The organism is Massilia brevitalea (assembly GCF_030711405.1).
Lineage (GTDB): Bacteria > Pseudomonadota > Gammaproteobacteria > Burkholderiales > Burkholderiaceae_D > Telluria > Telluria brevitalea.
The window spans coordinates 1-12,874 of record NZ_JAULSI010000014.1; the positions used below are offsets into that span (position 1 = coordinate 1).

Consider the following 12,874-nt stretch of genomic DNA (forward strand, 5'->3'; position numbering starts at 1 on the left):
TTCAATCTTCTTCTTGCAAAACGGGTGGAGTCCATAGATACGGGTTTAACGCTAACGATCATGGCGAGCACACCGTCGGCGCGGCCAACCTGCCCGCAGCTCTAATCCCGCCGCGAGGCGAGATGCAAATGCGGCCGCGGATGGCGCCTGCGTTCAGCCGCGACTTCCAGCGCCCCATCCTGCGTCACCAGCCGCGACCAGGTCTTCACCGCCCCCGGCCTGGGGTCAGGCGCCGGCGCCGCCGGAACCGGCTCGCCCGCCGCCACCTCGTCCAGCCGGAACGCCGACACTGCCCGCGACAGGGTCAATGCCTGCATCTGCAAGGTCCGCGCCGCATCGGCCGCCTCTTCTACCAGCGTCGAGTTGCGCTGCGTGACCTGGTCCATCTGCACAATGGCTTCATTCACCTCATTCAGCCCGCTGGCCTGCTCCAGGCTGGCCGAACTGATCTGGCTGACGATGTCCCCCACCTGCTGCACCGACATCGCCAGCGTCGCCATGCTGCTGCCGGCCTGCGCCGCGCAGGCGGTGCCGCCTTCGATCTCGGCCACCGACTGCGCCACCAGCTCGCGGATCTCGCGCGCCGCGCCGCCGACGCGCAGCGCCAGCGAGCGCACCTCGCCCGCCACCAGCGCAAACTCGCGCCCGCCGTCGCCCACGCGTGCCGCTTCCAGCGCCGCGTTCAGCGCCAGCGTGCCGGTCTCGTTGGCGATGGCGTCGATCTGGCCGACGATGTCGCCGACCCGGCGCGCGCTCCCCTTCACCGTTTCCATGGTCGTCACCAGGCGGTCGACCACGCTCTCGCCCTGCAGCGCCGCGTTCGAGGCCGATGCGGCCAGGCGGTTCGCGGCCTGGGCGCTGTCGGCGGTCTGGTGCACGGTGGCGGCCAGCTCCTGCATCGACGAGGCCGTTTGTTCCAGCGAACTGGCGCGGAACACGGCGCGCGTGGCCAGGTTCAGGTCGCGCAGCGCGATTTCGCGCGAGGCGCTGCCGATCGAGCGCGCCGATTCGAGGATGGTGCGCAGCGTACCGTTCAGGTTGCGGATGCTGGCGTCCAGCGCGCGCGAGGTGTCGGCGATCTCGTCGTTGCCATACACCCGGTCCTTGACGGTCAGGTCGCCGCTGGCCAGGTCGATGGCCGCCGCGCCGATGCCGCGGATTTCCGCCAGCAGCGCGCGCCGCACCGCCATCGTGATGCGCAGCGAGACCAGCACCGCCAGCAGGATCACGCAGGGCGTGGCCAGGGCCATGGCGCGAAAGTCGCTGGCCGCGCTGTCCGAGGCGGCGCGCGACAGCGCCTGCTCGTGCTCCGACAATTCGGCGAGGCGCTGGGCCACCACGGCAAAGGCGCTGTCGGCCTTGCTCATGGCGTTCGCGCCGATCGACTGGTCGTCGCGCACGATCTCGAGCACGTCGCGCACCGCCGCCGTGTAGATGCGGTAGGCCTCCAGCGCCTGCTCGACGTAGCGGCGCTCGGCATTGCCTGCTTCGGTCTGGCGCGCCAGCGCGGCCAGGCCATTGCTGGTCTGGGCATGCTGGCGGTCGATGTCGCGCATCAGCGGTTCGATCCGGCTTTTCGGAAAGCTGCCGGCGATCCAGGTCTGCAGCTGGTACACCTGGGCATGGCCGCGCTGGGCGCCCGCCACCAGTTCGCTGGCGGCGCGCATGTGATTGGCGCGCTGGTTGACGATGACTTCCAGCGAGGCGTTCTGGCGCACCATCGCGTAGTAGCCGCCGGTGGACAGCAGCACCAACAGGACCAACACGACGGCCGGCGCGAGCAGCAGCTTGGGGCCGATCTTCAGGCGGGCTAGCATGGGCAGGCAGGGGAAGAGAGGGAAGACACCACGGCCAGGGGCGCCGCGACAGGGGAGAACGGAAGAGTCATCATGAGGCCCTCGATATGATCACCACGCAAAATTTCTTCAGCGCATTTGACCAATCTATGTCATCCGTCCGGGCGCGCTTTTGCGCAATCTCAAGACCGTCCGCGCCGCGCGCCCCGGCTGTGGCGCCATGGACAATTCCGGCGCCACAGTTAAACTAGCGCCATGAAAAAGATTGCCGTCCGCCTGGCCCGGCACCGGCGCCTGCTGGCGCTGGGCGGGCTGTCCCTGCTGCTGCACCTGCTGGCCCTGGCCTGGATCGGCAGCCGTTCTGGCGCCGCGCCGCGCCAGACGCTGGGCGTGCCGCTCGCCCTGCGCCTGGAGCGCTCGGCCGCGGTTGCGGCAGAATCGGCGCCGCAGCCGGCGCTGCAGACGGCCGAACCTCAGCCAGAGGCCACGGCGCCGGCCCAGGCCAGTGCCGCTCCTGCCGACACGCCACCAGCCCTGCCGCCGCTGCAGTCGCTGGCGCCGGCCGATGCGCAGTCGGCGTCTTCTTCGGCGCCCTCCACCCTGCCCGGCCCATCGGCTGCCACTGCCGCAAGCGCCCCGCCCGCGCGCGGCGATCCGCGCGGCGCCGCCGTCCAACAGATGCCCGGCCGCTACCGGGTGCAGACGCCCCCTTCGGTGCGCCTGCGCTACGCCGTCAGCCGCACCCGCCCAGGCCGCGCGCCGTCGAGCGAAGGCGAAGCCCAGCTGGTATGGGAGGCCGGCGGCGGCCGTTACCAGCTGCGCCTGGAGGGCGTGCTCGGCCTGCTGGAAAGCGAGGGCGGCGGCGACGACACGGGAATAGCGCCAATCCGCGCCAGCGAACACCAGGACGACGGCAGCGACCGCATCACGCGCTTCGACCGCGCGGGCGGACGCATCGACGCCGATGGCGCACGCAGCGACCCGCTCTACCTGGGCAGCCAGGACCGCGCCTCGCTGCTGATGCAGCTGACCGGCATGGGCCTCGCCGCCCCCGAGCAGATGCAGGGCGTGATCGAGATGATGGTCGTTGGGCCCGACGGCCCCCACACGGCGCGTTTCGAGGTGCTGGGCCGCGAGCCGCTGGCCACCGGCGCCGGCAGCCTGCAGACGCTGCGCCTGGCCGAGCTCAGCGAACCGGGGCGGCGCCGGCTGGAAATCTGGCTGGCGCCGGAACGCGGCTGGCTGCCGGTGCAACTGCGCGTGACCGAACCCGATGGCAGCGTCGCGAACCAGGTCATGACCGGCATCGAGACCGCGCCTTCATCCAGCACTGCGGTCATGTAGCGGCGCAGGCGGCGTATCAGAAGCGCATCTCCAGTGTCGCCACCAGCTTCGGGCTTTCCGGATAGGTCCAGCCACGGCGCTCGGTGCCGCTCACCGGGTCGATATAACTCGGCTCGAAGAAGTTGTCCTCGCCGAGCAGATTCGAGCCGGCCAGGCGCAGCTGCAGCTTCGGATTGAACTGCCACACCGCATACGCTTCCAGGTCGGTGCGCGCATGCGTATAGAAGCTGCGCTCGACGCTGGGGTCGACGCGCCCGCCGCGCCGGTGCGCCAGGCTGGCGCCGCCCGAGAACGCACCGCGCTTGTAGTCGAGGCCGAGGTTCGCCGTGAGCGGCACCTGCTGCTCCATGCGGTTGTAGGGGCCGGGCACCGAATCCACGCGCGACCAGTTGCGGCTGACGCTGGCGCGCAGCTCAAGCGCGGGCGCATCCTTCATCAGCGCCGACAACGGGAATTTCGCGTCCAGCAGCAGTGTACGCAGCTCGGCGCGGTCTTCGTTGGTGGGCGTGAAGATCCAGCGCAGGCCATCGAAATAAATGCGGTTGCCGGTGTAGTTGTCGATGCGGCGCAGCGAGGCGCTGGCGCCCAGCATCGCGCCTTCGGCCCAGTGGCGCTCCCAGCCGGCGTCGATGCCCCAGGCCAGCTCGGGCTTCAGGTTCGGGTTGCCCACGTAATCGGCCTCGGTGGCGCTGTTGTTTTCCCAGGCCGAGCGGCGCGGCACCAGGCTGTACAGGTCGGGCGCCTTGTAGGTGCGGCTCAGGGCCAGGCGCAGCTGGTTGCCCTTCTCGCCCGGCAGCTTCCACAGGGTTTGCAGCACCGGGCTGAATACGCTTGAACGCACGCGCGCGGTGTCAAAGGTATTCCCGCTCACGCGCGTGCGCACGCCCTCCCAGCGCGCGCCGAGGTACACAGAGAACTGCGGCGTGACGGTCCACTCGTCCTGGGCATACACGGCGGCGCGCAGCGCCCGCGCCGCGAAGGTTTCGATTGGCGGCTGGCCGGGCGGCAGCACGCGCACCGCATCGGCCTCGGCACGCAGGTCGTCGCTGTCGTTCAGGCCCGCGTCCCAGCCGACCGCCAGCACGTGGCCGCCCTCGAATGCACGCGTGTACTTGCCGGTGCTGCTGGCGCCGCGCGCATCGGTTTCGGTGCGCACGCTGCCCTCGGTTTCCGGCCGCCCCAGGCCATCGACGCCGCTGCGTCTTACCAGCGTGTCCTGCCAGCTGCGCGTGAGACCGATCTTGCTCTCGAGCTTCGCGCTGGAGGCCAGGGTCGTGTTCCAGCGCAGGTTCGTGCTCAGCATGCGGTCGTCGAACGCGCCGGCGGTGTGCAGGTCCGGCACCGGCGGCGGCGCGCCGACCGTGGTCGTGGTCACGGCGTGGCCGTGGTTGCGGAAGCTGCCGCCGTTGGCCAGGGTCTCCCATTCGAGGCTGTCGCCGTTCTCGAAGGTCCAGCTCAGGCGCGGACTCAGGTTCAGGCGGTTCATGCGGCCGCGCTCGGCCAGCCTGGTCGCGCGGCGCATGTCGACCGCGCCATCGGGCCGGGTATTGGTCTGGTAGCTGCTGGTGTCGCGGTCCAGGGCGTCGTGGTTGCCGCTGGCGGAGAACGACCAGGCCGAGGTTTCGCCGCGGTCGGCCAGGTCGGCGCTGAAGGTGGGGCCACGGAACTCGCGCGCGTCCATATAGCCCAGCTTGACCTCGCGCTCCTGCTTGCGCACCTTCCTGCGCGTGACGATGTTGATGGTGCCGGCCACCGACTCGTTCGAGAACTCCGCGCTGGCCGAGCGCAGCACCTCGATCCGTTCGATCATCTCGGGCGACAGCGTGGCCAGCGTGAAACCCGGCGGCGTGCGCTCGCCGTCGAGCAGGATCTGCGTGTAGCCGCCGGCCAGGCCGCGCATCCGCACCTCCTGGACGCCGCCGGAGCCGACCGTCACGCTGACCCCGGGTATGCGCTTGAGCACGTCGGGCACGCTGGTGTCGCCGTAGCGTTCGATTTCCTCGCGCCGGACCACGATGCGGCTGGCGGTGTCGTCGCGGCGCGGGTCGTAGGTGCTGCTCTTTACTTCAACCTGGGCGACCGGGGTGTCGGGTGGGGATTGCTGGGCGAGAGCCGAGCTGGAGAAGCCGGCGGCGAGAATGAGGAGCGTACGGGGGTGCGGTGGGGGCATATACCAGTCTCCGGAAATGGTTATTCGTGTTGTGGGAATAACTATATGCCGGAATGTGGCAATATGTAAACATAAAGTGGAAATATAAACTGCTATGCATTAGCAATACGAATTGCAAAGTAAAAGCATCGCATTTGGTTCTGTTAGCTGATGCAGCAACCGTAGGGTGGGCACTCCGTGCCCACGCGGTTACGTGTTCCTCCGCAGCCGATAGCGTGGATGGTTCGCTCGCCAGCGCCAAACCCGGACGATCCACTTGCATGGGCTTCGCCTGGCTGTGCGAGCGACACCTCGCGGCACGTGTCCGAAGTCGAAGCACGTAACCGCGTGGGCACGGGGTGCCCACCGTACGGTCATGGGCGCAGGCCTTGCCGGCGAGACCGGGACGCATCGCCAAACAAAAAGCGGACCCACGCTCGCGCGTGGATCCGCCCTCTTCAGCCAAGCAGTCTGGTTACGCCAGTTTCGCCGCGTGTTCGCGCGTGGCGTGGAAGGTCAGCTTCGGCCAGCGTTCCTGGGTCAGGCGCAGGTTCACGCCCGACGTCGCCAGGAAGGCCAGGTTGCCGGCCGCATCATAGGCGACCTGGTGGCCGAGCTGGTTCTCGAAGTCGGCCAGCGCCTTTTTATCGTCCGACGACACCCAGCGCGCACTGCTGATGCTCGACGATTCGAACACCGCATCGACGCCATACTCGTTCAGCAGGCGGCTTGCCACCACCTCGAACTGCAGCACGCCGACCGCGCCCAGGATCAGGTCCGAGCCCAGCACCGGCTTGAACACCTGCACCGCGCCCTCTTCGCCCAGCTGCTGCAAGCCCTTGTGCAGCTGCTTCACCTTCAATGGATTGCGGATGCGCACCGTGCGGAACAGGTCCGGCGCGAAGTACGGGATGCCGGTAAAGGTCAGCAGCTCGCCTTCCGAGAAGCTGTCGCCGATCTGCATATTGCCGTGGTTCGGCAGGCCGATGATGTCGCCGGCGTAGGCTTCTTCCACCTGCTCGCGCGAGGACGCCATGAAGGTCACCACCGACGACAGTTTCACTTCGCGCCCGAGGCGCAGGTGCTTGACCTTCATGCCCTTCTCGAAGCGTCCCGAGCACACGCGCAGGAAGGCGATGCGGTCGCGGTGGGCCGGGTCCATGTTGGCCTGGATCTTGAAGACGAAGCCCGAGAACTTCGGCTCGTCCGGATTCACGGCGCGCACGGTGGCGTCGCGCTCGCGCGGGCCCGGCGCCCAGTCGACCAGGGCCGACAGGATTTCGCGCACGCCGAAGTTGTTGATCGCGGAACCGAAGAACACCGGCGTCTGCACGCCCGACAGGAAACGCTCCAGGTCGAAGGGATGCGAGGCGCCGTGTACCAGTTCGACTTCCATTTTCAGCTGTTCGATCTCGAGCGGGAACATCTCGGCCAGCTTCGGATTGTCGATGCCCTTGATGAGCTCGAAGGCGCCGTCGGCCTTTTCCTCGCCGGCCTTGAACAGCATGATGGTGTCGTTCAGCAGGTGGTACACGCCGCGGAAGTTCTTGCCCATGCCGATGGGCCAGGTCACCGGCGCGCATTCGATCTTCAGCACCGATTCCAGCTCGTCGAGCAGCTCGAGCGGATCGCGCGTTTCGCGGTCCAGCTTGTTCATGAAGGTGACGATCGGCGTATTGCGCATACGGCACACATCGAGCAGCTTGATCGTCTGCGCTTCCACGCCCTTGGCCGCGTCGATCACCATCAGGGCCGAGTCGACCGCGGTCAGCACGCGGTAGGTGTCTTCCGAGAAGTCCTGGTGGCCCGGGGTGTCGAGCAGGTTGATCACGTGGTCGCGGAACTCGAACTGCATCACCGAAGACGCGACCGAGATGCCGCGCTGCTTCTCGATATCCATCCAGTCGGAGGTGGCGTGGCGGCCGCTCTTGCGGCCCTTGACGGTGCCGGCCAGCTGGATCGCGCCCGAGAACAGCAGCAGCTTCTCGGTCAGCGTGGTCTTGCCGGCGTCAGGGTGGGAAATGATGCCGAAGGTGCGGCGGCGCGCCACTTCGCGCGCGATGAAGGCAGGCGTGGACGCCGTCGTCGGCGCGCTGCTGTCGGCAGCGGCGTCGGTTGCGAGGATGTCAGATTCGTTGGACATAGTCGAGCCCCAATTGGCCCATGAAGAAAACCCTCGATTTTACCGATTCCGAGGGTGTTCGTGTGAATTGAATGGGCCCGCCTACTCCCGCACCCTGCGCCAGCCGGCACGCGACGCGCCTTCCGACTCGGCCGGCGCCACGCCCGAGGTGATGGTATTGCCGTCGGCAGTAGTCGTGATCATCTTCAGCGCGCCCGACGGCAGGCGCACGATGATGAAGCCGACCGCGGCCGAGGAGTTCGACAGGGTTCGCCCGGCGACCTGCACCTCCTGGTTGGCGCTGTTCCTGATCGTCTCGCCCAGCGGTTCGCCGGTGCAGACGTTCAGCTGGTAGACGTTGCTGGTGCCGCCCACCTTGCAGCTCGACGAGGAGCTCGGCAGGTTGGTCACGACGTTCAGGCCGCCCGCGACGATCTTCGGATCCAGGTTCACGCGCTCGCCGGAATTCAGGCCGAAGTCGACGTACCAGCCGCGCTGGGTCGAGAAGTCGACCGCGGGGCCGCTGATCGAGTACGAGGTGCTGGTGCCGCTGATCTTGGCCAGGGTCTGCTTGGCCATGCTCGCGGTGCCGCGCCACTCGGCCGTCGGAATCGTGCTGCCGGCATCCTTCAACACGTAGGCGCTTTGCACCTTGATGTTGCCGATGTCGACTTCGTCGAGCAGGCGCCCGGTGCCGAAGGCGACCACGCGCGTGGTGGTGCTGCTCTGGCTGCCGTCGGCCGCCACCGTATTGACCAGGCAGGTGGTGACGTCGGGACGCGTGGTGACCGGCTGGTCGGCGCCGGGGAAGCCCAGCAGCACCACGCCCGGGTCGCCCAGGCCGGTGAAGTCGAAGCGCCACATCGCGCCGTCGTTGTCGCCGCCGTAGACGAAGGTGATCTTCGGGTCGGTGTTCGGGTTGCTGCTGATGGCGGTGATGCGCGCGAAGCCGGTCGGCGTGGCGACGTACTTGCTGTCCTCGGTCTTCCCGGCCAGCTTGGGCGTGGCCTTCTTCGACAGCACGCGGCCGGTGGCGATGTCGACCACGTACAGGTAGCCGCGGCCGTCGCCGCTGGCGATGCCGTCGGTGTCCGGGATGTTGTTGTAGCCCGAGGTCAGGAACACGGCCCAGTATTCGACACCGCGCGCATCCTTCCAGGTGCCGAACTGCGGATTGCCGAAGCTCAGGCCGATGTCCTTGTCGTAGTTGCTGCCGCTGCAGACGGCGCCGTCGGCGCACAGTTCCCACAGCGCCTTCGGCGCCTCGGGGTCGGTGACGTCGAGCGCGTAGTAGCCGCGTCCGCCCGCGTTCAGGCCGGCCACCAGCACGCTGCGCCACTCGCCGTTGATCTGCACGTCGGCCACCTCGGGCGAACCGTCGGTGGTGAACTGGTGGTTGGTGCCGTAGGTCGTGCTGGCCTGCAGGTAGAGCTTCCTCATCGTGATGCGCGGCGCGTAGGCCCAGGCTTCCTTGCCGCTATCGGCATCGAAGGCATGCAGCATGCCGTCGTTGGCGGCAACAAACACCATCGGCTGGCGCGTGGCGTTGTTCAGCTTGTAATCGCTGTAGCCATCGAGCGAATACGACTTGCGCGGGTCGCGCAGGAAGGCCGGCTTCGACGAGGCGATGTCGCCCAGCACGATCGGCAGCTGGGCCGCGGTGCCGCCCGCAATCGTGGTAGTCCTCGCGTAGGCGCGGAACAGGGTGTCGTTGGCGTGCTGCTGCTGGCCGCGCAGCCAGTTCACCATGTTCTCGCCATTGTTGACGATCTTGCGGTTCGCATCGTTCAGCGTCAGGCACTGCGCCAGGGCGTTGCACTTGTCCTTGAACCAGGCCTTCTCGGGATCGCTCATCAGGTTGAAGTCGAAGTCCTTCAAACCGTCGGCGCTGTCGTCGACGCCAACCAGGTCGCGCATGTAGATCTTGCGCTCGTCGGTGTCGGCGCCGACCTGGCCGCCCACCGTTTCCGACGAGTTCCAGTCGGCCTTGCTGCCGACCACGCCGGTAACGGTGTCGATCTTCTTGTCCGACAGTTCGCCGTACCAGCGCACCGTGGTGAAGGTGGCCGAGAAGATGTCGTTGTCCTGCTGCGAGATGTTCGGGGTCGAGGTGGCCGCCGCGGCGGCCGCGCCGATCTTCACCTCGATGTTCGAGAGCGCCGAGCGCAGGCCTTCGATCACCTGCAGCGGGTCGGAAGCGCTGAAGTACTTGCCGTGGCCGTTGATGGCGGCATGCCACAGATCGTCCACCCGCGACTGGTAGGCGGCGCCGCCGTCGTCGACCCCGGTCTGCGGGTTCGGCCACACATAGGGGCCGTTGTTGTTCCACGGGCAGCCGGTCTGCACGCCGGTAATCAGCTTGTAGAAGTCGCTGCCGACCTTGGGCGCGGTGTCGTACTTGTCGTCGTAGGTCATGATGCCGTCCACGCCCAGGCCGAGCGCGTAGGTGTTCATGTGCAGGCGCGTGTTGTCGCCGGCGGACGCGGCCACCAGGCCGTTCGGCTCGTTCCAGTTTTCCAGCGAGGGGCGCAGCGAGGTCACGCTGTCGTTCGAGCCGCCGTTGTACCAGTACAGGGCGACGTCGGCCAGCGAGTTGGCCGTCTGCGCGCTGGTGTCGACGCAGCCCTTGCTTTTCGAGCAGAAGCGCGAGGCATCTTCCTTGTTGTCGTTGTTGACCACGCCGTCGGCCGCGCCGCCGTTCCAGTAACCGTCGGTGGTCACGAACGTGAAGTTCTGCTGGCAGGGGAACTGCACCACCTCGTTGCCGGCCGAATAGGCATACGGCGAGCGGTTGGCGTACATCTTACCCACCGCATGCAGGCCCTGGCGCACAGGCGTCGAACCGCTGGTGGTCATGTCGTACAGGGCCTTGTACCAGGCCGTGCGCGCAGCGCCGGTGAACGGCTTCGGCGGCTGGCGGATGGTGCCCTCGGCCGCCGCGGTCGACAGCGACACGATGCCGACGTTGTAGTTGTCGGCAATCGGCTGGAAGGCCTGGCCGACGGCCGTCTTCATCATCTGGTTGCGGCTCTTGTAGTAGGCGTACCAGTTGGCGAAGTTGGTCATCTCCTCGGCATAGGTGCAGGCGGTGCCGGCGCAGTCGGTGCGCTTGACGTCCTTCGGATAGGTGGTGCGGCTCGAGACGATGTCGGTGCGCACGAACACCGAGGCGCCCAGCGGCGTGACGTCGGTCGGCACGCCGTCGCTGATGCCGGGCGTGGCCCCGAAGCTCAGGTAGGTCGTGCGGCCGCTGGTGTTGTTGGTCAGGGAACCGAGGGCGATGTTGTCGCCGACGCTGTCCATGCTGGTGCTGACCAGGCAGACGTAGCTGGTGCTGGCGGCCGCGCAGATCGGGCCGGCGGTGCCGGCACTGGTGCCGCCGACGTAAGCGGTGATGCCCTTGTTGGTGAGAATCTTGTTCTTGATGAGGCTGGCCACCGTGGCGCTCGACGAGCGCGTGCCGATGCTCAGGGTGGAGCCGAACAGCTGCACGCCGCCGTAGGACAGGCCGTTCAGGACCTGGGTCTTCGAGCTGTTCGAGGTGCCGGCCACCTGCAGCAGCGCCGTCACGCGCGCGCCCGAGTTGACGATCAGGTCGCGCCCGGCGCGGCTGCCGTCGTTGACCACGGTGCAGGGGCCGACCGCCTTGTTGGTATTCCCGGCCGGGCAGCTGATCGGCACCACGGCGACGATGTTGTTCGACTCCAGGGTGATGCCGTACTTCGAGCAGGCCGGCACGCTGCCGCTGGCGGTGCGCAGGCAGGCCGTGTACTGGGCGGCCAGGCCGGTCCTGGCCATGATTGAGGCGGCCAGCGAGGCCGCCAGCGCGGTCTGCTTGGCGGCGGTGTCGGTGCCGTTGGCGGCGGTAACGGCGTCTTTCGTCAGCGTGAAGGTGCCGTTCGGCTCGACCACCTGCACGCTGTTGATCGTCATCGAATTGGTGTACGGCGAGGCCTTGATGGTGATGCTGCCGTACCAGTCCGGGTTGCGGTTCGGGTCGGAGAAGCGCGGGTACTTGTAGTCGCCGACGAACTTGGCCTGGCAGTTGGTCAGCGCGCGGTCGGTGCAGAAGCGCACCTTGGCCGGCTCGGGATAGCCGCTTGGCGCGGCCGCTCCCACCGCCGTCACCTTGCAGTTGGTGAGCGTGGCGTCGGTGCAGTACTCGGCCACGTTGATGCTGTAATAGTAGGGATTCGCGATGAAGTACTCGGGCGTGTAGCGGGCGTCGTTCGGGTAAGTGTAGCCGGTGGTGTTGTAGCCGCAGTCGGTGCCGTCGCACCAGCGCAGGTCGGGGAAGCCCGCCACCAGGTTGGTGGAACTCGTGTCGCGGCTCAGCAGATCGGTGCGGTCGACGCCGTAGATGTCGGTGGTGACCGAGGTCCAGCTGCTCGTCTCGGCCGCGTTCTGGTTCGGGTAGGAGCTGCCGTCGGCTTTCACCGGCGGCAGGTAGCGCACCTTGGGGTTGTAGTACTGCTTGTTGAAGTCGGCGCTGGCGAACGGCGGGTCGCCGGCCTTGCAGCCGCGGATACCGCCGGCAATCGTTGCGCGCGCGCGGCAGCTGCCGGTGTTGTTCACGTAGTCCGGCGTGTAGTTGAAGGTCATCGAGCCCGAGTTATCGTACAGGAGCATCAGGTTCGGCTTGACGGTGCCGGTGCCGCTGATGTTCAGCAGCGGGACGTCGGCGATGCCGACCGGGGCGGCCAGGGCCGGCGCGGCCATCAGGGAAGCCAGCAGGGCCGAGGCAAACAGGGTGAACAAACGGTTCATGCGCGTTTCCATTCTCGCGTTTCTACTTGGTCCGGCAAGGGCCGGTTCTCGTTGCTGCGGCCCCGCCGCAGCGCTGCCCGGGGCTGGGGCAGGCGGTCAGCCGCCGATCAGCACCACCAGCTGGTTCACGACGTTGCCGCCGCGCGTGCCCGACAGGCGCGCCGTGACCACGTAGTGCACCTTCGGCGTTTCGGCAAACTGCGGCGAATCGGAGGCCAGGCTGTCGCCGACCCCGATGTGGGCGCTGCCGGAATTCGGGTCGGCGGTCTGCACGCAGGTATTCCCGACGGCGTCGTAGGCGCCGCTCAGGAGGCACAGGCGATGCACCACGTACTCGATGCTCTGGCCTTCGTGCACGACCGTCTTCTTGCCGTCCCAGAAGGCGCTCGAGCGCGTGGTCTGGGTGGTGTCGAGCGTGGCGAGGTAGCCATTGTCGGCGGAATCGTCGTTCAGCAGCGCCTTGTTGTTGCCGGCCGCGGTGTCGCTCAGCCACTTGAAGCCCGCGTGCAGGCCGGCGTCGACCGCGCGGCTCTGGGCCGAGTCGTAGGCCAGGTTCGAGGCCGTCAGCGTGGTCGAGTTGCTCGACTTGATCAGGTAGATGCTCGAGATGAGCATCACCAGCAGGATGATCAGCATGACCGGCAGGGCCAGCCCGCCCTGCCCGTCGCGGCGTTGGAAAGAAGCGTTGGTGTGCAT

General features: G+C 67.5%; 6 protein-coding genes. 1 reads left to right on the forward strand and 5 read right to left on the reverse strand.

All coding sequences use genetic code 11. The features are described from left to right. Positions 1-101: 101 nt before the first annotated feature. Entirely contained in the window at positions 102-1,817 is a 1,716-nt protein-coding gene (locus QWL29_RS10670; protein ID WP_305822873.1) for a methyl-accepting chemotaxis protein, read from the reverse strand. A gap of 234 nt (positions 1,818-2,051) precedes the next feature. Between QWL29_RS10670 and QWL29_RS10675 the strand changes: the two genes are divergently transcribed. Then, on the forward strand, positions 2,052-3,140 hold the full coding sequence (locus QWL29_RS10675; RefSeq protein WP_305822874.1) for a DUF3108 domain-containing protein: 1,089 nt from the start codon (positions 2,052-2,054) through the stop codon (positions 3,138-3,140). A gap of 16 nt (positions 3,141-3,156) precedes the next feature. Here QWL29_RS10675 and QWL29_RS10680 read toward each other — a convergent pair whose 3' ends face one another. The 4 genes from QWL29_RS10680 to QWL29_RS10695 all read right to left on the reverse strand — a co-directional run bounded on the left by QWL29_RS10680 (position 3,157) and on the right by QWL29_RS10695 (position 12,874). Beyond that, on the reverse strand, positions 3,157-5,310 hold the full coding sequence (locus QWL29_RS10680; protein WP_305822875.1) for a TonB-dependent receptor plug domain-containing protein: 2,154 nt from the start codon (positions 5,308-5,310) through the stop codon (positions 3,157-3,159). Between the two features lie 454 nt (positions 5,311-5,764). Then, positions 5,765-7,432, reverse strand: coding sequence for a peptide chain release factor 3 (locus tag QWL29_RS10685; RefSeq protein WP_305822876.1), 1,668 nt, complete (start codon positions 7,430-7,432; stop codon positions 5,765-5,767). Positions 7,433-7,513: 81 nt separating this feature from the next. Continuing rightward, positions 7,514-12,178: a pilus assembly protein gene (locus QWL29_RS10690; protein WP_305822877.1), complete on the reverse strand. Its 4,665-nt coding sequence runs from the start codon at positions 12,176-12,178 to the stop codon at positions 7,514-7,516. A 96-nt stretch (positions 12,179-12,274) separates the two neighbouring features. Beyond that, positions 12,275-12,874 (reverse strand): pilus assembly PilX family protein, encoded by a 600-nt coding sequence (locus tag QWL29_RS10695; RefSeq protein WP_305822878.1) that lies wholly within the window; start codon positions 12,872-12,874, stop codon positions 12,275-12,277.

Bases quoted from the DNA above. Each gene is read 5' to 3' on its own strand.
- QWL29_RS10695 (WP_305822878.1), bottom strand. From the start codon at position 12,874: ATGCACACCAACGCTTCTTTCCAACGCCGCGACGGGCAGGGCGGGCTG.
- QWL29_RS10685 (WP_305822876.1), bottom strand. From the start codon at position 7,432: ATGTCCAACGAATCTGACATCCTCGCAACCGACGCCGCTGCCGACAGC.
- QWL29_RS10670 (WP_305822873.1), bottom strand. From the start codon at position 1,817: ATGCTAGCCCGCCTGAAGATCGGCCCCAAGCTGCTGCTCGCGCCGGCC.
- QWL29_RS10680 (WP_305822875.1), bottom strand. From the start codon at position 5,310: ATGCCCCCACCGCACCCCCGTACGCTCCTCATTCTCGCCGCCGGCTTC.
- QWL29_RS10675 (WP_305822874.1), top strand. From the start codon at position 2,052: ATGAAAAAGATTGCCGTCCGCCTGGCCCGGCACCGGCGCCTGCTGGCG.
- QWL29_RS10690 (WP_305822877.1), bottom strand. From the start codon at position 12,178: ATGAACCGTTTGTTCACCCTGTTTGCCTCGGCCCTGCTGGCTTCCCTG.